The organism is Corynebacterium sp. HMSC08F01 (assembly GCF_001807545.1).
Classification (GTDB): Bacteria; Actinomycetota; Actinomycetes; order Mycobacteriales; family Mycobacteriaceae; genus Corynebacterium; species Corynebacterium coyleae.
The window spans coordinates 1-20597 of record NZ_KV789274.1; the positions used below are offsets into that span (position 1 = coordinate 1).

The 20597-nt window shown below is 62.0% G+C and carries 15 protein-coding genes, 1 tRNA gene, 1 pseudogene and 1 riboswitch; of the genes and pseudogenes, 11 read left to right on the forward strand and 6 right to left on the reverse strand.

What is annotated here, in order from left to right:
- The 8 genes from HMPREF3171_RS00805 to HMPREF3171_RS00840 form a co-directional block, all read left to right on the forward strand.
- On the forward strand, positions 1 to 1348 hold a 1348-nt coding region (locus HMPREF3171_RS00805), incomplete at its 5' end, for an ABC transporter ATP-binding protein (RefSeq protein WP_070482209.1).
- Positions 1345 to 3312 (forward strand): ABC transporter ATP-binding protein, encoded by a 1968-nt coding sequence (locus HMPREF3171_RS00810; protein ID WP_305764009.1) that lies wholly within the window; start codon positions 1345 to 1347, stop codon positions 3310 to 3312. The genes HMPREF3171_RS00805 and HMPREF3171_RS00810, both read left to right, overlap by 4 nt.
- Before the next feature lie 71 nt (positions 3313 to 3383).
- Positions 3384 to 4643, forward strand: a complete 1260-nt coding sequence (locus tag HMPREF3171_RS00815) for a Na/Pi symporter (RefSeq protein WP_070482268.1) — start codon at positions 3384 to 3386, stop codon at positions 4641 to 4643.
- Positions 4644 to 4654: 11 nt separating this feature from the next.
- The gene (locus tag HMPREF3171_RS00820) at positions 4655 to 5023 is read left to right on the forward strand and encodes a hypothetical protein (protein WP_070482210.1); all 369 of its coding nucleotides are present in this window, start codon (positions 4655 to 4657) and stop codon (positions 5021 to 5023) included.
- Entirely contained in the window at positions 5016 to 5978 is a 963-nt protein-coding gene (locus tag HMPREF3171_RS00825; RefSeq protein ID WP_070482211.1) for a substrate-binding domain-containing protein, read from the forward strand. The genes HMPREF3171_RS00820 and HMPREF3171_RS00825 overlap by 8 nt, the downstream gene beginning before the upstream one ends.
- Positions 5979 to 5988: 10 nt before the next feature.
- Positions 5989 to 6618 (forward strand): DUF1707 SHOCT-like domain-containing protein, encoded by a 630-nt coding sequence (locus HMPREF3171_RS00830; RefSeq protein ID WP_070482213.1) that lies wholly within the window; start codon positions 5989 to 5991, stop codon positions 6616 to 6618.
- A gap of 22 nt (positions 6619 to 6640) precedes the next feature.
- Positions 6641 to 7882, forward strand: coding sequence for a pyridoxal phosphate-dependent aminotransferase (locus HMPREF3171_RS00835; protein WP_070482215.1), 1242 nt, complete (start codon positions 6641 to 6643; stop codon positions 7880 to 7882).
- A gap of 458 nt (positions 7883 to 8340) precedes the next feature.
- On the forward strand, positions 8341 to 9864 hold the full coding sequence (locus tag HMPREF3171_RS00840; RefSeq protein WP_070482270.1) for an ABC-F family ATP-binding cassette domain-containing protein: 1524 nt from the start codon (positions 8341 to 8343) through the stop codon (positions 9862 to 9864).
- Between the two features lie 308 nt (positions 9865 to 10172).
- Here HMPREF3171_RS00840 and HMPREF3171_RS00845 read toward each other — a convergent pair whose 3' ends face one another.
- Together HMPREF3171_RS00845 and HMPREF3171_RS00850 are read right to left on the reverse strand one after the other, a co-directional pair.
- Positions 10173 to 11708 carry an FMN-binding glutamate synthase family protein gene (locus HMPREF3171_RS00845; RefSeq protein ID WP_246815283.1) on the reverse strand — a complete coding sequence of 512 codons (1536 nt, stop codon included), beginning with the start codon at positions 11706 to 11708 and terminating at the stop codon, positions 10173 to 10175.
- Between the two features lie 56 nt (positions 11709 to 11764).
- Complete coding sequence (locus HMPREF3171_RS00850; protein ID WP_070482272.1) at positions 11765 to 13093, reverse strand: UDP-glucose dehydrogenase family protein; 1329 nt, start codon at positions 13091 to 13093, stop codon at positions 11765 to 11767.
- A 177-nt stretch (positions 13094 to 13270) separates the two neighbouring features.
- Here HMPREF3171_RS00850 and HMPREF3171_RS00855 point away from each other — a divergent pair, with 177 nt between their 5' ends.
- Positions 13271 to 14482, forward strand: a complete 1212-nt coding sequence (locus HMPREF3171_RS00855) for a Fic family protein (RefSeq protein ID WP_070482219.1) — start codon at positions 13271 to 13273, stop codon at positions 14480 to 14482.
- A 1-nt stretch (position 14483) separates the two neighbouring features.
- On the opposite strand, the gene dcd is transcribed toward HMPREF3171_RS00855, so the two are convergent.
- Entirely contained in the window at positions 14484 to 15047 is a 564-nt protein-coding gene (gene dcd, locus HMPREF3171_RS00860) for a dCTP deaminase (RefSeq protein ID WP_070482221.1), read from the reverse strand.
- 62 nt (positions 15048 to 15109) lie between these two features.
- Here dcd and HMPREF3171_RS00865 point away from each other — a divergent pair.
- Positions 15110 to 15183, forward strand: a tRNA-Gly gene (locus HMPREF3171_RS00865).
- A gap of 1361 nt (positions 15184 to 16544) precedes the next feature.
- Positions 16545 to 16811: pseudogene (rhuM, locus tag HMPREF3171_RS12230) on the forward strand (RhuM family protein); the annotation flags it as partial.
- Positions 16812 to 16856: 45 nt separating this feature from the next.
- Here the strand turns inward: rhuM and HMPREF3171_RS00870 are convergent.
- The 3 genes from HMPREF3171_RS00870 to HMPREF3171_RS00880 form a co-directional block, all read right to left on the reverse strand.
- Positions 16857 to 17417, reverse strand: a complete 561-nt coding sequence (locus tag HMPREF3171_RS00870) for a hypothetical protein (RefSeq protein ID WP_070482223.1) — start codon at positions 17415 to 17417, stop codon at positions 16857 to 16859.
- A gap of 13 nt (positions 17418 to 17430) precedes the next feature.
- Positions 17431 to 17552: riboswitch (SAM riboswitch) on the reverse strand.
- 58 nt (positions 17553 to 17610) lie between these two features.
- Complete coding sequence (locus HMPREF3171_RS00875; protein ID WP_441294359.1) at positions 17611 to 19236, reverse strand: VanW family protein; 1626 nt, start codon at positions 19234 to 19236, stop codon at positions 17611 to 17613.
- Between the two features lie 105 nt (positions 19237 to 19341).
- Positions 19342 to 20544, reverse strand: a complete 1203-nt coding sequence (locus HMPREF3171_RS00880) for a glycoside hydrolase family 3 N-terminal domain-containing protein (RefSeq protein WP_070482225.1) — start codon at positions 20542 to 20544, stop codon at positions 19342 to 19344.
- Positions 20545 to 20597 lie beyond the last annotated feature (53 nt).

Here is a 20597-nt window from a genome sequence, read left to right on the forward strand (position 1 = left end):
GAACGACGTGCAGCAGGTGCAGATGACGTTTCTGCTGTTCATGAACTTTATGGTGACGGCGCCGATCATGGCTATCGGCGGCATCATTATGGCGTTGCGCCAGGATGCGGGTATGTCGTGGCTGGTGGTCACGGCGGTGTTGGTGCTCACCGTGGTTGTCGGTATCACTGCGGCCCTGTTGATGCCGATGTTCCGCAAGATGCAGTCGAAGCTGGACAACATCAACGGTCTGCTGCGCGAACAGATCGCCGGCATCCGTGTGGTGCGTGCGTTCGGCCGCGAGGAGTTCGAGGCGCAGCGTTTCACGGAGGCCAACGAGGACATCTCCAAGCTGAGCCTGAACATCGGGCGGGTGTTTGTGACGATGTTCCCGGCGATCATGTTGATCCTGAACCTGGCCACGGCGGCTGTGTTGTGGTTTGGCGGGCATCGTGTCGACGACGGCCTGGTCGAAGTCGGCTCCCTTACCGCGTTTATGCAGTACCTCATGCAGATCCTCATGGCGGTGATGATGGGCGTGTTCATGCTGATGATGCTGCCGCGCGCGATCGTGTGCGCCACCCGCATCGAGGAGGTGCTTGGGCATGAGGTGAAGGCGCCGGCGACGGTGGGGTCGTCGATAAGCAATGGCGTCGTGCGCTTCGAGGATGTGTCGTACACCTACCCCGGCGCGGAAAAGCCAGTGCTGGAGGGGATCTCGTTTGAGGCGCGTCCGGGCACGACCACGGCGATCATCGGCGCGACCGGCAGTGGCAAAACCACGCTGGTGGGACTGCTGCCGCGGCTGTATTCGCCCACGTCAGGGCGTGTGCTTATCGACGACACCCCGGTGACCACCATGTCTCGCACGGATCTCGTGCGGGCGGTGGCGATGGTGCCGCAGAAGCCGTGGCTGTTTTCGGGAACGGTGGCGTCGAACCTGCGCATGGGCAACCCTGAGGCGACCGACGAGGAACTGTGGGCGGCGCTGCGGACCGCGCAGGCGTCGTTCGTGGAGGATCTGGACATGCCGATCTCCCAGGGCGGCACGAACGTTTCCGGTGGTCAGCGCCAGCGTCTGTGCATTGCGCGGATGCTGGTGGCGGATCCGAAGGTGTATGTGTTCGACGACTCGTTTAGCGCGCTGGATGCCACCACCGAGGCAAACCTCAACGCCGCGATGCGCGAGACGGTTCAGGACCGGGCGGTGATTGTGGTGGCGCAGAAGGTGGCGTCGATACGCAATGCGGACCAGATCCTGGTCATGGAGGCCGGGCGCATCGTCGCCCGCGGAACCCACGAGGAACTGCTGGCGGAATCCGAGACCTACCGTCAGATCGAACGCAGCCAGGCGGAGGTGGACGCATGAGTGAGCACATGACCGAGTTGTCTGATGAGCAACTCGCCGAATACGAAGAGAAAATGGCCGGCGACGACTACTCCGGCAAGGCGCCGCGCAAGGCGAAGAACTTCTGGCCGTCCGCGAAACGCCTGCTCGGGCTGCTCGCCCCCTACAAGGCGGCGCTGACGGCGGTGTTTGTCATGAACGCCCTGTCTGTCCTGTTGGGCGTGCTTGCACCTCGCGTGATGGGTCGTGCCATGGACGTGATCTTCTCCGGCGTGGTATCCAAGCAACTCCCGCCCGGCACCACCAAGGAGCAGGCCGTCGAGGCGATGCGCGCGGCCGGGCAGGACCGGTTCGCAGACATGGCCGGCGCGATGGAACTGACCCCGGGCAGCGGCATCGACTTTGACCGCCTGCGCGACCTGATCGTGCTGGTCCTGGCGCTGTATTTGGCTTCTGCGGTGCTGATGTGGGCCCAGGGCGCGATCCTGAACAACCTGTCCATCCGGGCGGTGTTCAGCCTGCGCGAACGGGTTGAAGCAAAGATCAACCGCCTGCCGTTGTCCTACTTTGATACCCGTCAGCGTGGCGACGTCATGTCGCGCACCACCAACGACGTAGACAACGTTCAGCAAGCCCTGCAGCAGTCGTTGTCCTCGCTGTTCAACGCGATGCTGACCGTGGTGGGCATCCTGGTCATGATGTTCGCCATCTCCTGGCAGCTAGCGCTTGTCGCCCTGCTGGCGATCCCGCTGACCGGTCTGGCCATGGCGGTCGTAGGTACGCGCAGCCAGAAACAGTTCACCACCCAGTGGAGGGCCACCGGCGACGTCAACGGGCACGTGGAGGAGTCCTTCTCCGGCCACGACGTGGCGGTCATCTTCGGCCGCACCGACCAGCTGCGCTCCCAGTTCGACGAACGCAACGAGGAACTCGCCGGCGCTGCCCAGAAGGCGCAGTTCCTGGCCAACTCGATGCACCCGATCATGCAGTTCGTCTCCTACCTGTCGTACGTGGCCATCGCGGTACTCGGTGGTGTGAAGGTCGCCTCCGGTCGCCTCACGCTTGGCGACGCCACCGCGTTCATCCAGTACTCCCGCCAGTTCAACCAGCCGCTCGGCGAAATCGCCGGCATGATGCAGATGCTGCAATCCGGCGTCGCGTCCGCTGAGCGCGTCTTCGAGCTACTCGACGCAGAGGAGGAACCCGAAGACCAGGCCCCGGACCGCAAGGGCAAGCGCGTCGAAGGCCTGGTGGAGTTCGACGACGTCTCCTTTGGTTACGGGACGGATCGCAGCGACGCTCCCCCGCTCATCGAACACCTGAACTTACGCGTCGAACCGGGCCAGACCGCCGCGATCGTCGGACCGACCGGCGCCGGCAAAACCACGCTGGTGAACCTGATCATGCGGTTCTACGACGTCGACGCGGGTGCGATCACCATCGACGGCACCGACATCCGAGACATGCCACGCGCCGCGCTGCGCAGCCGGATCGGCATGGTGCTGCAAGACGCCGTGCTGTTCAAGGGCACGATCATGGAAAACATCCGCTACGGTCGCCTCGACGCCACCGACGAGGAAGTCATCGAAGCTGCGAAGGCCACCTACGTGGACCGTTTCGTGCGCGCACTGCCAGAGGGGTACGACACCATCGTCGACCAAGACGGCGGGTCTATCTCCGCAGGTGAGCGCCAGCTGATCACCATCGCGCGCGCGTTCCTCTCCCAGCCTGCGCTGCTGATTCTCGACGAAGCCACCTCCTCGGTGGACACCCGCACCGAGGTGCTGGTCCAGCAGGCGATGAACGCGCTGCGCTCCAACCGCACCTCGTTCGTCATCGCACACCGCTTGTCGACGATCCGCGGCGCCGACACCATTCTCGTCATGGAAAAGGGCGCCATTGTGGAGCAGGGCAGTCACGCTGAGCTCGTCGCAAAGCAAGGCGCGTATTGGAAACTGCACCAATCGCAATTCGGAGAAGACTAGAAAGTTCTCCCAGCGTTCACCCAGACGTCACCTGGATTGAACCCCGCCCGTATACGGTCACTCGGGTGATCATGAACAGCAACGCAGCGGGCGGAGGCATCGCGCTTAAGGAAGCAGCACCGGAAAACCCGGAGAACACCGCCACCCGGAAGGATGACGCTCCCAAGGATCCACTGGGCTTTTTGCCTCTCGACGGCGCCGCCAAGCAGGCCGCGAACTGGATCGCCGTAGCGCTCGGTGTTTGGCTGCTGCTCAACGGCGTGGGCATGATCGGCGACGGCTTCAAAATGGTTGCCGGCGACCAGGCCAAGGAACTGTTCTCGTTTGCCGAGAACCCGTTCGTCGGCCTTGCCATTGGTGTGGTGGCCACGGCGATTATTCAGTCGTCGTCGACCACTACCTCGATCGTGGTCGGCATGATCGCCGGCGGCCTACCGCTGAGCATTGCGGTGCCGATGCTCTTCGGAGCCAACATGGGTACCTCGGTGACCTCCACCCTGGTCGCGCTCGGCCTGGCGGGTAACAAGACCCAGTTCAAAAACGGTTTCTCCATGGCGACCGTGCACGACTTCTTCAACCTCATCGCCATCTTGATCTTCTTCCCGCTGGAGATCTTCACCGGCTTCTTGTCGCGCACCGCGTCGGCGATCGCGCCGTCGCTGAGCGGCCAGGGCGAAGGTGTTGTCGCCGGTGCCTTCGAGGCCATCGGCGACGGGCTGGATACCATCACCGAACCGCTCGTTGCCCTGGCTGGCAGTCTTGTTTCCCCGCTTGGCGACATGTGGGGCGGCATCGTCCTGTCCATCGTCGGCATCGCACTGATTCTGTGGTCCATCCAGTTCATCGGCAACCTGCTCAACGCCCTGCTGGTGGGCAAGGCCCAGGAGATCCTCTACGCCGCGCTGGGTAAGAACTCGTTTGTTGGTCTGCTCTCCGGCGCCGTGATCACCACCCTGGTGCAGTCCTCCTCCACCACCACCGCGCTGACGGTGCCGCTGGCGGCCTCCGGCAAGTTCGAGGTCCGCACGCTGTTCCCGTTCGTGGTCGGCGCGAACATCGGCACCACCGTCACCGGCCTGATCGCCGCGTTCGCTGTCTCCGGCGCGGACGCCGAAGCCGCCATGGCAGGCGCGCTGGTGCACACCCTATTCAACGTGTGCGCCGCAGCCGTCATCCTTGGCATCCCGTTCATGAGCAAACTGCCGCCGGCCGGTTCTGACTGGCTCGCCGGCCTCGCCGTAAAGAACAAGCTCTACGTCTTCCTCTGGATCGGCGGAGTGTTCTTCGCCATCCCGATCCTCGCCGTTTTCATCTCCAACGCGCTCACCTAAGGAGCAGTCACATGACCGACGCGAACCAGACACCAGACCTGTCGCCAATGGCACAGGAACTCATCCAGAACGAAGCCCCCGACAACGCCCTTGTGGCCCTGCTCAACGAGCTCGAGGAAACCGCCGCTGAACTTCGCGACGAGCTCGCCGCCCGCCACGCCACCAACCAGACACTGCTTAGCGACGACACCGACGCCGACACCGACCACGTGCGCTACAAGAAGGTCAACCCGAACGTCACCCCAGAGCAGGAAGAAGAGCTGGAGAACTTCCCCGAGTACTGGGCCAACGCGAAGGGCTCCTGGTCGAGCCTGTTCAAACTGCTTCGCGAGTTCCGCGTCGAGATGCGAAAGGGCCACAACGATGCCAACGATGCGTAAAACCCTCACCGCCGCGCTCGCGGCCGCGACGGCGCTGACGCTGGGCGCTTGCGCCGGTTCCGGCTCTGGCACTGGCTCCGGTTCCGGTGCCGGCGAGGCGTTCACCATCACGGGGTCGTCGACAGTCGAGCCCATCACCCGCTACATGCTCAACCGCTACGACTTCGACGCCGAGGTCGAGGCAGTCGGTTCGACCGATGGCTTTGACAAGTTCTGCGCCGGCGACGCCGACATCAACGACGCCTCCGTCGCCATTCCCGGCAGCGAATCCTCCATCGACTACCAGGCACAATGCGCCGAGGCCGGCGTGGACTTCTTCGAGTTGCCGATAGGTCTGGACGCCATCACCATCGTTAAACACGCCGACAACGACTGGGCCACCGACCTGACCGTCGAGCAACTCCACGACATTTGGTCGAAGGAATCCACCGTCACCACCTGGTCCGACATCGACCCATCCTGGCCGAACGAGACCATCAACCTCTACGGACGCCCCGCCGGCTCCGGCACCCTCGGTGTCTTCGAGGACATGGTGCTTGGCGACGACACCATCCGCGACGACTACCAATCCACCGACGACATCCAAGAACTGTCCACGTGGGTCTCCGAAGACGTCAACGGCCTGAGCTTCATGGGCATCGGCAACTACCTAGCCACCGAGGGCACAGTGCGCAACAAGATTGACAACGTGCTCGTCGACGGCATCGCCCCCACCGCCGACGAAACCAAGAGCGGCAACTACCCCCTGTCGCGCCCACTGTTCATCTACGTCAACGCGGAATCGGCGAAGCAGGACAACGTCGGCGAGTTTGTCACCACCTACCTCGACAACGCCGAAGCCGTCATGCCGCGCGTGTACTTCTACCAACTGCCCGAGGAGGTCTACGACGCCACAAAGCAGCGCTTCGCCGACGGCACCACAGGTATCGACGAACAGTGGCACGCATTGAACTAACATCACGTCCATGAGCACCCCTTACGGCAACTTCCGCATCGGCGACCAAGAGCGCATGGACGCCATGGACATCCTCGGCCGCGCGCTCGGCGAAGGCCGGTTGGACATGGCCGAGTTTGACAACCGGTGCCAAGCTGTCGCCGAGGCCCAAACGCAGCAGGACCTGCAGCCGATTTTGGGGGATTTGCCGACGGGCCGGGGGCGTGGGGTCGTCGATAAGCAAGTGTCCGACGATGCGGTCCTGTACAGCCAAGCCGAAATCATGCAGGCACGCCGCTCCGGGCGCCGCACCCGCGCCGGCGTGTTCTGGCTCGGCACCATCGGCTCCATCGGCCTGGTGAGCATCTTCGGAGCCGCGGGATCAACTGCGCTGTCCGGCCTGTCGATCCTGCTCATCCCCACCCTGTTCATCCTGCTCTACGTAATGAAGGTTGGGCCCGACTCCTGGTACACCCCCAGCCTGCGCCAACTCGAACAACAGCGCCGCCAAGAAATCAAACGCCGCCAACTCGAAATCGAAGCCGCCCAGGTCCACCAGCAGGCCCTCATGCGCGCGCAACGCAAAGACCAAATCAACCAAATGACCAACGACGCGCTCAACATCGCGCAAGACACCGTCAATCGCTTCCGCCGGAAGTAGACCCGGCCTACAGTGGTAACCCATGAGCGAGCCACTGAAACCGCACCGCCACTTCGACCAGGCGGAAAAACTCAAGAACGTCTTCTACGACATCCGCGGCCCCGTCACCGCCACCGCTGAAAAAATGGAACGTGACGGGCACACCATCCTGAAACTCAACACCGGCAACCCCGCCGTCTTCGGTTTCGAGGCGCCCGACGTGATCATGCGCGACATGATCGCCAACCTGCCCACCTCCCAGGGCTACACCACCTCCAAAGGCATCACCTCCGCCCGCCGCGCAGTGGTCACCCGCTACGAAATGATCGAAGACTTCCCGCACTTCGACATCGACGACGTCTACCTCGGCAACGGCGTGTCCGAACTGATCAGCATGGTCACCCAAGCCCTGCTCAACGACGGCGACGAAATCCTCATCCCCGCCCCCGACTACCCGCTGTGGACCGCCGCCTCCACGCTCGCCGGCGGCAACGTCGTCCACTACCGTTGCGACGAAGAGGACAACTGGAACCCATCCCTGGAAGACATTCGCTCGAAGATCACCGACCGCACCAAGGCGATCGTGGTCATCAACCCCAACAACCCCACCGGCGCCGTCTACTCCCGCGAGATCCTAGAAGGCATCGCCGACATCGCCCGCGAGCACGAGCTCATGGTCCTTGCCGACGAAATCTACGACCGCGTACTTTACGACGACGCCAAGCACATCTCCATGGCCGAAGTCGCCCCCGACCTCCTCTGCATCACCTTCAACGGCCTGTCCAAGGCGTACCGTGTCTGCGGGTACCGCGCCGGATGGATGGTCGTAACCGGCCCGCGCCGCCGCGCCAAGGGATTCATCGAAGGGCTTGATCTATTGTCGGGTACCCGCCTGTGCGCCAACGTGCCCGGCCAACACGCCATCCAGGTCGCCTTGGGCGGCCGCCAGTCCATCTACGAACTCACCGGCGTCGGCGGCCGCCTGCGCAAACAGCGCGACATCGCCGTCCGGAAATTACGAGAGATCCCCGGCATCTCCGTCGTCGAACCCAAGGGTGCGTTGTACTGCTTCCCCAAAATCGACGCCGAAATGTACAACATCCACGACGACGAACGCTTCATGCTCGACCTCCTCAAATCCGAGAAGATCCTCATGGTCCAAGGCACCGGCTTCAACTACCCCACCCCCGACCACTTCCGCGTGGTCACCCTGCCGTGGGCGTCCCAGTTGGAAAACGCCATCGAGCGACTGGGCAACTTCCTGGTGGACTACCACCAGCACTAGGGGTTGTTGGCCTCCGGCCGTCCCTTCCGACGCTCCTTCCCGAAAATAGTTCCCGGCCGGGGAACTATTTGGGGGCTTCGACCCTTTCTCGCCGGCATTCCCCCAGGTCGGCACGCCGTTGAGACAAAATAGTTCCCGGTTTCGCGCTGATGCCGGGAACTATTTTGCACGCCCGCCTGCTACGGGTGTTAAGGCGCGTTCCCTGACACATTCCACAAAATCTGTCAGGGCCAACTTCTGACCAGGCGCGATGCCGGTCGCTGACAGATTCCGCCGCAATCTGTCAGCCGCGAGGGGTTGTGAGTGGCCGACACCTACCCCGACTTACAGCAGCACAAACCCCTTGACCCCAAACGGACGCTGCCATAGTATCGACGAGGAATTGTCCCCGAAGGAAGGAGTAGGCCGTGCTCATGTTCCGTGTTTCCGCCTAACACGAAACAGAAAGTTGAATGAGCATGCCTATTTCCCTAAATAACGTCTCCCTCGAGTGGCCTAACGGAACCTCCTGCTTCTCGGACTTGAATGCCATATTTTCAAGTCACCTGACCGGCTTAATCGGCGATAACGGTTCCGGAAAAACGACTCTGATCAGGGTCATTCTCGGCGAGCTACAGCCGAGCACGGGTTCGGTCGAACGCCCGTCGAAAGTCGCTTACCTACCTCAGGATCTTGGACTGCAACCGGACACTACGGTTTCGGACGTCTTTGGGGTTACCGAAATCATCGAGGCAATCAACGCCGTCGAAGGTGGCCAGTTCAATCCCGAATTGTTCGAGCTCATTGGTGACCGGTGGGATGCTGCTGAAGAGACTCAGGCTGTGCTGTCCGCTCACGGCCTCCCGCTCAACTTGGACAGGCCGCTGTCCACCATGTCCGGTGGAGAGGCTGTTCGTGTTGCACTAGCTGCGCTCATGTCTGACAACCCCGATTTCATCGTGATGGACGAGCCAACAAACAACCTCGATTCGGAAGCAAAAGCCCAGCTGATCCATTCTCTTTCCAAATCCACTGTTCCTGCAATTGTGGTGAGCCACGATCGCGACTTGTTGGATTCCGTGGACGAAATTGCAGAACTTCACGACGGGAAGCTACGTCTTTTCCCCGGCAACTACTCCGCCTACCGCGAAACTCTGGCCAGCGAACAGGACGCAGCGATGCGGGAGGTGCGGGACAAGAAGGCGGTTCACAGTAGGCAGGTTCGGGAGCGTGAGGCGATGCAAACTCGCATTGCCCGGGACGCTCGTCGCGGAAAGAAGTTCGCGGCTAACAAACGCAAACCTGGCATGGCGATGGGGCTGGACAAGGATCGGTCGGAGAAGACTGCTGCTCGGCGTGGTGCGGCTCATGCCGAGTCTGTGGAGTCGTCTCTCGCTGCGTATCGTCACGCACAAGACAAGGTTCGCGACGATCAACATGTGTTCATTGAGCTTCCCGGTACGGCGCTTCCGAACGGAACCCGTGTTATGGAAATCCCAGGGCTCACTGTTGTGGGCCCCGAGCGTGTCCGGATCACTGGGCCGAACGGCAGCGGAAAGACGACCCTGCTCAACTCTGTTGCAGACGGTAGCGCGGGGTATGTGATTAGGAATGTGGGGTACCTCCGGCAACGCATTGTTCTTGACCCCAACCGGTCAGTTTTGGAATTGGTCTCGGAGGCCAACGCGTCTGCTGACCCGCAGTATATTCGGGACCAACTCGCGCAACTGTTGTTTCAGAATGAGACTGTGCACGCGCCTATTGGAACGCTTTCGGGTGGTGAGCGTTTCCGCGTTGAGTTTGCCCGCGTTCTTCTTTCGTCGCCTGCTCCGCAGCTATTGCTTCTCGACGAGCCCACCAACAACATCGATATCTCAACCGTGAACTGGCTTGTCTCCGCTCTTGAGAGTTATGCAGGTGCGGTTCTTCTCGTCAGCCACGACGAAGACTTCTGTGAGCGTATGAACCTTGACAGGGAAGTTTCCATCGATGATCTGACCTGATGGCCCCTGCAGCTCCCGCAAAATAGTTCCCGGCCGGGGAACTATTTGGGGGTATCGGCCCCTTCTCGACGACATTCGCCCAGGTCGGCACCCCGGCGAGGTAAGAAAGTTCCCGGTTTCGCACTGAGGTCGGGAACTATTTTGCACGCCCGCCGGCTACGGGCGTTGAGGCTCCGTCCCTGACAGATTCCACAAAATCTGTCAGGGTCGATTTTTGACCAGGCACGATGCCGGTCACTGACACATTCCGCCGTACTTTGTCAGCCGCGAGAGGTTGTTAACGGCCCCGCCGGCAGACAGCACCCCACCTACACCGGGCGGAAGGTATCCGGCGAGGCGGCCTTCCAGTCGGCGGTCCAGGATGACGGCGGGTCTTCGAGCAGCTGGCCCGGCCGCAGCCATTCGTAGATGGAGGCGTAGGAGCGGGACTCGGTCGGGGAGATGTTGCGGCGCAGCATCTCGGGGGTGAGATCCGCCGGGTCGGTGACTCCCATGGAGGCCATGAGGCGCACGGCGGTGTTGACGGTGGTCTTGTGGTAGTTGTACACCGCCTGGGACTTGTCCTTGACCACAACGGCGCGGTTGCGGCGCGGGTCTTGGGTGGCCACGCCGGTGGGGCATTCGCCGGTGTGGCAGCGTTGTGCCTGGATGCAGCCGACGGCCATCATCATGGCGCGGGCGGAGTTGGTGTAGTCGGCGCCTTGGATCATGCGCATGACGATGTCGGAGCCGCCGGCGACTTTGCCGGACGCGCCGAGTTTGATTTGGTCGCGCAGGCCGGTGCCGACGAGTGCGTTGTGCACGGTCATCAAGCCGTGGGTCAGTGGCATGCCCATGTGGTCTTCGAAGTCGATGGGGGCGGCGCCGGTGCCGCCTTCGGAGCCGTCGACGACGATGAAGTCGGGTGCGGTGCCGACCTCGCGGATGGCCTTGCAAATGGCAAGTACTTCTCGACGACTCGACACACACAACTTGAACCCCGCCGGTTTACCGCCGGACAGTTCGCGCATCTTCGCGATGAACTCGATCAACTCGACAGGGGTGCTGAACACGCGGTGGGCTGCGGGGCTGATGCAGTCCTTGCCCATGGGCACGTCGCGGATTTCGGAGACTTCCTTGGTGATCTTGTCGGCTGGCAGCACGCCACCGATGCCTGGCTTGGCGCCCTGGCTGACTTTCAGTTCGACCATCTTGACCTGGTCGTCGGCGGCGCGGTCGCGGAACTTAGCGGGGTCGAAGTCGCCGTCGTGGGTGCGGGCGCCGAAGTAGCCGGTGCCCATCTGCCAGACGAGGTCGCCGCCGAATTCCTTGTGGTACGGGGAGACGCCGCCTTCGCCGGTGTTGTGGGCGAAGCCGCCCATGGCTGCGCCTTTGTTCAGGGAGCGCACGGCGTTTTTGGACAGGGAGCCGAAGCTCATGGAGGACACGTTCAGCATGGAGATGGAGTACGGCTGGGTGCAGTCCTTGCCGCCGATGAGGGTGCGGGGCGGTTCGGAGGGTTCGTCGACAGGCGCGAGCGTATGTACGAGGTGTTCGTGGTTGGTGGCGTAGACGTCCTGGACGGTGCCGAAGGACGTTTCGCTTTGCATGCCCTTTGCGCGTTCGTAAATTGCGTTGCGCTGATCGCGGTTGAAGGGGCGGCCGTCCCAGTCGCGTTCGATGAAGTATTGGCGCAGTTCGGGGCCGATGTCGGTGAGCAGGGTGCGCATGTGCCCGAGCACCGGGTAGTTGCGCAGGACCGGGTTTTTGGTTTGGGTGAGGTCGTGGATGGCCACGCCGCCCAACGCCGCTGCGACGCTGCCGAGGGCGACCTTGGCAAAGTTTCCTGACTTGTCCTTAGGCATGCGCCCCATCATGCCTTAATAATCTGTAGTTGTTGACAGGCACGCGGTTTCGTCGACTAGAGGGTGCGTCCGGGCGCCCGCATTTCCCATCCGGCATTGCGCCATTGTTGCACGTCCAGGACGTTTCGGGCGTCGATAAGCAATTGCTTTTCGACGACCCCAGCAACCCACTCCGGATCCATCTCCCTAAACTGCCCCCATTCGGTAGCGAGGATGGTCAGCTCCGCGCCGCGCAGCGCCTCTTCGAGCGTGTCGGCATAATCGAGGGTTGGGAAGACCTTGCGGGCGTTGTCCATCGCCTGCGGGTCGAAGACGGTGACGTTCGCGCCGGCCAAGGAGAGTTGGCCCGCCACGGCGAGGGCTGGCGAGTCGCGCACGTCGTCCGAGTTCGGCTTAAACGCCGCGCCTAGCACCGTGATGTTGCGGCCGATCAGGCTGCCGAGTTCCTCGCGGGCCATGTCGACCACCCGCTGGCGGCGTCGCATGTTGATCGCGTCCACCTCGCGTAGGAAGGTCAGCGCCTGGTCGGCGCCAACCTCGCCGGCGCGCGCCATGAACGCACGGATGTCCTTCGGCAGGCAGCCGCCACCGAAGCCGAGGCCGGCACCGAGGAACTTCCGGCCGATGCGGTCGTCGTAACCAATCGCGTCTGCGAGTTGGGTCACGTCTGCGCCGACGATCTCGCAGACCTCGCTCACCGCGTTGATAAACGAGATCTTCGTGGCCAAAAACGCGTTCGCCGACACCTTCACCAACTCCGCCGTCTGCAGGTCGGTGACGATAAACGGGGTGCCGTTGGCCAGCGGCGTCGCGTACACCTCGCGGGCGATTTCCTCCGCGTGGGAGTTCTCGCTGCGGTGTCCTAATACGATCCGGTCGGGCTCGATGGTGTCCTTGACGGCGTATCCCTCGCGCAGGAACTCCGGGTTCCAGGCGATCTCCACGCTGGCGTGACCGCCAGCGTCGGCGGCGAGCTTGTCGGCGCGTTCCTGCAGCGCGGCGGCCGTGCCGACCGGCACCGTGGACTTACCCAGGATCACGTGGTGGCCGTGCAGTTTGGGCACGAGGTCGTCGATAACCGCCTCGACATAACGCGTATCCGCCGCATACGACCCGCGCTGCTGCGGTGTACCCACCCCGATGAAGTGCACGTTGGCAAAGGCGGCAGCCTCGTCGTAATTCGTCGTAAAGCCTAGGCGACCTGCGTCGATGTTGCGCTCCAGCACCTCTGGCAGGCCAGGCTCGTAGAACGGAACCTTGGAGTTCTTCAGCGCCTCGATCTTGTGCTCGTCCACGTCGACGCCGAGCACCTCGTGGCCCAACTCCGCCATGCACGCCGCATGCGTCGCGCCAAGATAACCGGTGCCGATCACAGTCAGTCGCATGGTGGCCATTATGCCGTGGCGATGCGGAGGCTGCAGGGTGAACTTGCAGTACTGGAAATTTGGGCGTTCCGTACGACGTCTATTTTTCAAAATCGACGGTTTCTGCAAAATAATCAGGTGAAGATCCGGCTAGAATTTCAGAATTGAACACTCTGACCCGCAAAGGAGGTTCCAATAATGGGCAACTACAAGAACCTAAAGACGGTGTTTCACAGCTCTCGAGACGGCAGGCAGGCTGCTGAAGCTGAATACGCCGCCAGGTTTACGTCACCAGCTGCGCTGCATTGGAACTTCACAGTGGGCAACCACGATCTCTTCGTGGTACTCACCGCGGAAATCCAATCACTCCTTGAAGAAGTCTGGCGTGCAGAACTCCGGGTTTCCCACAAGTGGTCCACGCTTCCAGGCGCAGCCGCTAGCCATTACCTGACAGGCCTACTCATCGAGGAAATTAAAGCCACGAACCAAATTGAGGGCGTGCAGTCGACCCGTAAAGAAATTGCGGAAGCTCTCACTCGTCCTTCAACTGGACCGCATAAGCGGTTCCGCGAAATGGTTGCCTTTTACGAAACGCTACTCACCCCTCACGCGCGACCCGAGTTTCCAACGACCCCCACATCCCTCCGTGTTGAATACGATAAGTTGCTCGCGGGCGAAATCGACGAGGATGATCGCCCCGATGGACAGCTGTTCCGATCAGGACCAGTGGAGATTCACGACGGCATCAAGGGGGTGCACAAAGGCCCTGTCGGTGAAGACAACATTGAAGAACGCATCCAAACGTTCTTACAGACCCAAAGCAGTGAAACTCATGTCCTCATCAACGCGCTGATAGGTCACTTCATGTTTGAGTACACCCACCCGTTCTACGACGGCAACGGTCGTATGGGACGTTTCTTACTCGCATTTAAAGCTCTCGAGGTTCTTTCCCCACCAACCTCGATGTCGCTTTCCCACCAGTTCTCACTCCAGAGGAAGAAGTATTACGACGCTTTCTTAGAGACGGAGAACGCGATGAACTACGGAGAGGCAACTTTCTTCCTCAAAGCCATGCTTGAGATGCTAATCGACGCCCAGCGCGACTTAGAGGAATCACTGGACCAAAAACATTTCCAGTTACATAGCCTGCACGAAGTCCTCTCTTCTGTAGACCGCGACGAGTACGAATGCGACTTGCTCTACTTGTCTGCGCAAGCGTATCTATTCAGCCCGGATCTACCCTTCTCCCTCAAAGACGCAGTATCAGCAATAGGGCGGTCTTGGAACACGATCCGGCCCGTAGCCGAAAAGCTGGAAGCGGAGGGACTTATCCAATCAGCTTCGAAGAGTCCGCTGACACTCGAGCTCACCGCTCAAGGCCGAGAATACTTACGCCTATCAGAAAGCTGAGCTACCGGAAGTTCAGATACGCCTTCGACGGGGTCGGACCGCGCTGACCCTGGTACTTCGAGCCCAATGCGCCCGAGCCGTACGGGGTATCGGCCGGGGAAGTCATATTAAACAGCGCGAGCTGGCCGACCTTCATGCCGGGCCACAGCGTGATCGGCAGGTTGGCCACGTTGGACAACTCCAGGGTGATGTGCCCGGAGAAGCCAGGGTCGATAAAGCCTGCAGTGGAGTGGGTCAACAGGCCCAGTCGGCCCAGCGAAGACTTGCCCTCGAGGCGACCAGCCAGGTCCGCAGGCAGGGTGAAGCATTCCAGCGTAGAGGCGAGGACGAACTCGCCGGGGTGGAGGACGAAGGCGTCGTCGTCGGCAACTTCGACGAGCGTTGTCAGGTCCGGCATCTCCTGCTTCGGATCAATGTGCGTGTACTTCGAGTTATTGAAGACTCGGAAGAACTTATCCAGGCGCACGTCAACCGAACTCGGTTGGACCATCGCAGGGTCGAAGGGGTCGATGCCGAGGTGGCCGGAGTCGATGGATTCGCGAATGTCGTGATCTGAAAGCAGCACGCCTTGAGAGTCTACTTCCCGTTTTTGGGCCTCGACTAAGCGGTGCTAAAGTCGTGAAAGCTGCCGGCGTAGTTTAGTGGTAGAACATCAGCTTCCCAAGCTGAGAGTGCGAGTTCGATTCTCGTCGCCGGCTCCAAGGTCAAACAGTATTTTCGGGGGATTCTGTCAAGCGGGCGCTGCACAAATGCATGCACTCGGACAAGGGGGACGATAAACCCCGCAGACAACCATGTCGAGCGGGGGTAAACCCCGTTGAGTGGGGAACATGCAGGGTTACACAGCGCACCACTCGGCTGTTTGAACTCCGTCACGGTCGGAGTGGTGTCGGCGCCGCCCGGCGGTAGGGGGTAAGGCTACTAGTCGGTCGGCCTTAAGGTCATGGACAAGAAGGGCGAGCCTTAGCGTTGCATTGTGCATCTTGCCAAATTCAGCTGAGACAGCGTAGCGGTTCTCCTGTTCTCATTAACTGACAGCAGAGTTATCCACAATCAACCTGTGGATAACTGGAAATAGCCGTGTCCTATCCAGCATCAACACGTCTTACTGCCATGTAATTCCACTTTTGTAGGCATCCATCAAAGCGGCTGGTAAGTTTATCGGCGACGGAGATCTTCGGATCGAAGTCACTTCCTCTCCTAGCGGTACGAAGTCCTTACCGCTAGTGCGGTGGGGACATGAACCGTTAGGGGAATGTCCACTCCGAGCTTCGAGAGGAGGATGGGACCATGCCTAGACCGATGCACGGCGACAAGCCAAGCAAGGGAAAGGCCCGGACGTTGATTGAACAAATCGTTGTCCGGGCCTTAGGTGACGTTGTAGGCGATTGGCTCCTCGAAGTGCTGCAACACTTCCGAGAGCACCTACAAGGTTAGTCCTGGAAGCCCTCGCGCTGCTTTTACGGCTCGCGGGGGTTTCCCTTTATTGGCGGACATGAAAGTGGTGGCTCCATGTCGTCCTTCACTTTAGTGTGGTTTGCAGTTTCTGCAAACACTTTGAGCGGCATGTCCCCCCGCAATTCCCCTGAATCGCCCGCATTTCCTCGAAGTTTTAACCGGACTCGCTACCCTCAACCCTGACTAAGGCTGAGGTGAAGAGTTTGGTTATGCGCCTAGCAACGAACGGGTGCAGTTCGAAGTGTGCCCCGCCGTCTTTGCGATTGCGGAAGTCGATTCGCACGATGTCGGCTGCGTCACCACTGAGGGTTGCGCTATCAGTACTGACCTCGATGCCAAAGATATCCCCTTCCGGCGTTCACTGGCGGACATGGGGTTGAGCAGCGCCACGACGGCTTAACGGAAGTACATCTGCGAGTAGTCGATGGCTCGGCCTGGATGACTCAAGCGGAAATTGCCGCGCTCTTCGATGTAACTACGGCTACCGTGAGCACTCACCTGAAGAACATTTACGCCGAAGGCGAGTTGAGCGGGGACCGAACTATTAAAGAAATTCAAACAGTTCGTTCAGAAGGGGGACCGTGACGTTCACCGGACACTACTTCACTACAACCTTGACGCGATTATCGCCGTCGGCTACCGGGTAAAGGGTCCGAGAGGCAACCAGTTCCGGAGATGGGCAAACGAAGTACTCCAGGAATACGTGCTAAAGGGCTTCGCACTCAACGCCGAAAAGCTTAAAGATCCTCGCGGTACGGACTACTTCATATGGCGGAGTGGCTGGAGAAGACCGATGCGTTCATCGAGTTCAACGGCTTCCTGCCGCTTGAAGACCGAGGGAGGATCACCCGCAAGGAGGCTAACCGCTTAGCCAAAGAACGGTACGAACGAGGAGTAACACACCAATCCTCAATTTTCACGCTTCCGTCGTGCACGCCGTGACGGGCTTCTCCGACAGCAGGATCGCGCGGTAGCCGCCACCATCAACCGTGTAGCGCAGGATCTTCCAGTCGGGGTTGTATTCCTGCGCGAGCGCGAGGTCTTCGGGGTTGTGGTTGTGGGCGGTGATGGTGTCGTCGCCAAGTGGTGTGCTCACGCGGAATGTGAGCGTGGTGCCGTCGTGGGCGAGGATGTCGATGGGGAACCAGCAGTATTTTTGGTTCATGGCGCGCAGCACGGGGATGTAGTGCTGGTTGTGGCCGCGGGTGCGTTGGTCGCATTCGCGGTACGTGCAGGTTCGGCGGGTCGCGGGGCGTTTGGGCAGCGGCACGGCGTCGTCGCCAACGCGTACAGCGGCGGCGCTTGGCGAGTATTCGAATGTCGCGCCGGTGTTGGCGACGAATTCGTGGCCCTGCGCAGCGCTATCAAACTTTGCGACGACCACCTCACCCGTCCCATCAAGCGTAAACGCAAAGGTCAGCCCGTCCATGCTGCTGAGGGTGGCTGGGGTCCAGTCGGTGGGCATGCCAAAAGACATGGTGCTCCTTGAAATATCGCTCTTCCGGCGCGGCGGTTGCGCGTGCCGGCGGATCTTCCCTCGGGAGCACCGTGCGCGATGAGCGCGGTTGCTAATCGACGAGCCGAGGGGCCTTATCCGTCAGATTTCTTGATCCAAAACGACACAATATAGACCAAGCGGTCTAGTGTCAAGTGGTGCGGCACCCGCTCCCCTACCCACAGCGGACGATGGGCTGCGGGTCGTAGACGGTGGTCTGGGTTTCACGGGAGAGTTCGTTGCCGGCGAGGTCGTAGATAATGCGGGTATCCGAGGTGGTGAACCCGGGTGCGCCGCCGGACGGCGAGCAGTTCGGGCCGGACACGTTGACCGGCTGCGGGCTGGTCTGGGCCCAGCGGCCGCCGTTGATGGACTGCACGTTGACCGTATTCACGCCCATGAGGCTGACGGTGAGTTGGCCGCCGCCGACGTTGGTGGCGATGCGCACCGGGTAGGGGCTGTCGTTGCGGAACTGCAGGTCGATGGCGCCTTCGTACACGGTGGCTTCGCGGCCGGCCGGGTAGCGGGAGATGTAGTAGGAGTGCGGGGTGTGGGCGACGTCGGTCATGCCGGCGAAGTAGGCCGCGTTGTACAGGGTGGTGGCGAACTGGGAGATGCCGCCGCCGACGGCGGTGTCGGCACGCCCGTTGAGGATGATGCCGGATTCGACGTAGCCCTGGGCGGTGCCGCGGGGGCCGGTGTAGCCGTTGAGGGAGAACGTCTCCCCCGGGTTCACAATCGCGCCGTTGACCGTGTTGGCCACCAGGGCGATGTTGGTGCCCGAAGCACCCGAGTAGCCGCCGGTGGTAAACGAGCCGACCACTTCGTTGAAGGTGGCGTTGTTCGCTTCTTCGGTGGTGAAGTCCGCGGGTACCGGCTTGTAGTCGGCGTCCCAGGAACGCCCCTTGGAACCGAGGACGCGGTCGTTGAAGCCGGCGAGGGTTTTCTCCCAGTCCACAGCGGTGCCATCCACGGAGGGTTCGACGCCGCCGCCGGTGAGCACGCGGGCGTTTTGCATCTCCACTTCGGTGTCGGCGAGCTGCTCGGCAAGGATGCCCTGGGCTGCCTCGACGTTCACCTTCGGGGCGATCTTGCCGTCGACGTTGGGGAAGCTGACCACCTCGCCAAGCCGCTCCTGCGGGATAGCGGCCTTGTGATCATCGCGACCGGTCACGGTCAGCGGGCCGTCCAAGGCGGCGCGCACGGGGCCGTCCATGGCGGCGCTCATCACACCGTCGTCGATGGCGGGCGGCACGGAGGTCGGATCCACATCGATGCCGTCCGGGTTGAGCCAGCCGGTGGTGGTCTCCTCGCGCAGCAGGTCGCGCTCCACCTTCTGGCCGTTGATCGGCTTGGTGGTCTCGGCCTTGCCGGCTTCGACGCGGATGGTGCCGTCGGTGGGGTCGAAGTGCAGTTCGTCGCTGATGCGGTCGAGGGTGCGGTTCAGGGCGGTGTCGTCGATAAGCGGAACCGCGTCGACCTCGTGGGTGGTGAACAGGCCGCGCAGGCGCGAAATCGGGTTGGCGGTTTCGATGCCGGCGGCGTCCACGGTGGCCTGGTAGTCGATGTCCAGGCCAGACTTCGCGGGCACGAACGTGGACGTCTTGTCGCCGGCGCGGACCTCGACGGTTGTGTCAGCAGCGCTGCCGAGTTCACCCTCGAGCTTCGCGCGAGCCTCGTCCGGCTTCATCGCACCGATGTTCACGCCGCCGACGGTGGTGCCGCGCGGGACGTTGCCGCGGTGCATCGCCAGATCCGCCAGGTACACAGCAAGCGCGATGGCGAGGATGCCGAGCAGCACACCGAGCGCGATCTTGCCGCCGCGTCCCTTGCCACTCGCCTTGTGCGAGGTTGCCTTCACCGTAGTCACCCAAACAAGGGTAATGCAGACGTTTGAAAAAGCGGGTTAGAGGTTGTCGTCGATAAGCAATTGCTGCACGCGGGTGGCTGCCTCATCGATGCGGTCTTCGGCGATGTAGCCGTTGCGTACGCACCACACGACGTGGTCGATGATGGCGGGCAGATCCTTACCCGTGGACCACAGCGCCTGGTCGGCGCCGGAGGCGATGGCGCGGGCGACGGCGTCGCGGGTGGGCGCGTAATCGAGGATGCCGCGCATGCCGGACAGGTCATCGGTGACCACGACCCCGTTGAAGGGCACTCCGCCGGGGTAGTCGCCCTCGCGCAGCACGCGGTAGGCCTCGGGGTTCATGGAGCTGGGCACGCCGTCGGGGCCAAGGCCCGGCACGATCATGTGGCCCATCATGACGCTGGCGCGCGGGAACTGCGTCAGCAGCGGGCCGTAGGGGCGCATGTCTAGGTCGCGGACCTGGTTCAGCGGCGGGGTGACGGCGAGTTGGTGGTGCGTGTCGCCGGAGGCGCGCCCGTGGCCGGGGAAGTGTTTGAACGTGGGCGTGACCTGGGCGTCGGTGAGCCCCTGGGAGAACAGTGTGGCAACCCGCACGACTTCGGCCGGGTCGCCGTGGAAGGCGCGGTCGCCGACGATGTCCAGGTCGGTCACGTCGAGGTCCAGCAGCGGCGCGTAGTCCACGTTGATGCCGTGCGCGCGCAGGGAGCGGCCGATGTCCCAACCGGTGCCGCGGATGACCTCCGGCGGGGTGCCGGCCAGCGCGCGCGGCGGCATGAACTCGCCGAGCACGTTGGTGTGGCGCTGCACCCGGCCGCCCTCAAAATCGATGGCGACGGAAAACGACCTGTCGTACTGTTCCCGCAGCGCATTGATGTTGCGGCCCGACTCGGTGAGCAGCCGCGGATCCGCCCAACTCGGGATGATCAGCCCACCGGCGCCCTGGTCGAGCGCAAATCGCGCCTGTTCGTAGTTGGTCACGCCGACCACCATCAGCGACGCCACCCGTGCCCGCAGGTCCTCGGGCACGCGTTGTTGCGCGGGGCTTAACAGCGCAGGAGCTTCTTGCTTATCGACGACCCCACCCTCCGACGCCGTCGACGTCACCGTCACCACCTCTGGGGTCGGGGTGGCTTCCTCCGCGGGCTCGGGGGCGCTACACGCGGCAAGCGCAACGCACGCCGCGAGCGCAACGGCGCGCGTAGTGTGCGCGGCGCGTGCGGCGAAGGCTCGATTCCGCATGTGATTGACCCCTGTATTGCGTGTGAAAACGCCCCTACTCTACTCGCTGCTGG

Coding starts and splice junctions, on each gene's coding strand:
- HMPREF3171_RS00830 (WP_070482213.1), top strand. CDS start 5,989: ATGAGCACCCCTTACGGCAACTTCCGCATCGGCGACCAAGAGCGCATG.
- HMPREF3171_RS00850 (WP_070482272.1), bottom strand. CDS start 13,093: ATGCGACTGACTGTGATCGGCACCGGTTATCTTGGCGCGACGCATGCG.
- HMPREF3171_RS00835 (WP_070482215.1), top strand. CDS start 6,641: ATGAGCGAGCCACTGAAACCGCACCGCCACTTCGACCAGGCGGAAAAA.
- HMPREF3171_RS00820 (WP_070482210.1), top strand. CDS start 4,655: ATGACCGACGCGAACCAGACACCAGACCTGTCGCCAATGGCACAGGAA.
- HMPREF3171_RS00880 (WP_070482225.1), bottom strand. CDS start 20,544: ATGCGGAATCGAGCCTTCGCCGCACGCGCCGCGCACACTACGCGCGCC.
- HMPREF3171_RS00845 (WP_246815283.1), bottom strand. CDS start 11,708: ATGCCTAAGGACAAGTCAGGAAACTTTGCCAAGGTCGCCCTCGGCAGC.
- HMPREF3171_RS00840 (WP_070482270.1), top strand. CDS start 8,341: ATGCCTATTTCCCTAAATAACGTCTCCCTCGAGTGGCCTAACGGAACC.
- HMPREF3171_RS00825 (WP_070482211.1), top strand. CDS start 5,016: ATGCGTAAAACCCTCACCGCCGCGCTCGCGGCCGCGACGGCGCTGACG.
- HMPREF3171_RS00810 (WP_305764009.1), top strand. CDS start 1,345: ATGAGTGAGCACATGACCGAGTTGTCTGATGAGCAACTCGCCGAATAC.
- HMPREF3171_RS00815 (WP_070482268.1), top strand. CDS start 3,384: ATGAACAGCAACGCAGCGGGCGGAGGCATCGCGCTTAAGGAAGCAGCA.
- HMPREF3171_RS00855 (WP_070482219.1), top strand. CDS start 13,271: ATGGGCAACTACAAGAACCTAAAGACGGTGTTTCACAGCTCTCGAGAC.
- HMPREF3171_RS00870 (WP_070482223.1), bottom strand. CDS start 17,417: ATGTCTTTTGGCATGCCCACCGACTGGACCCCAGCCACCCTCAGCAGC.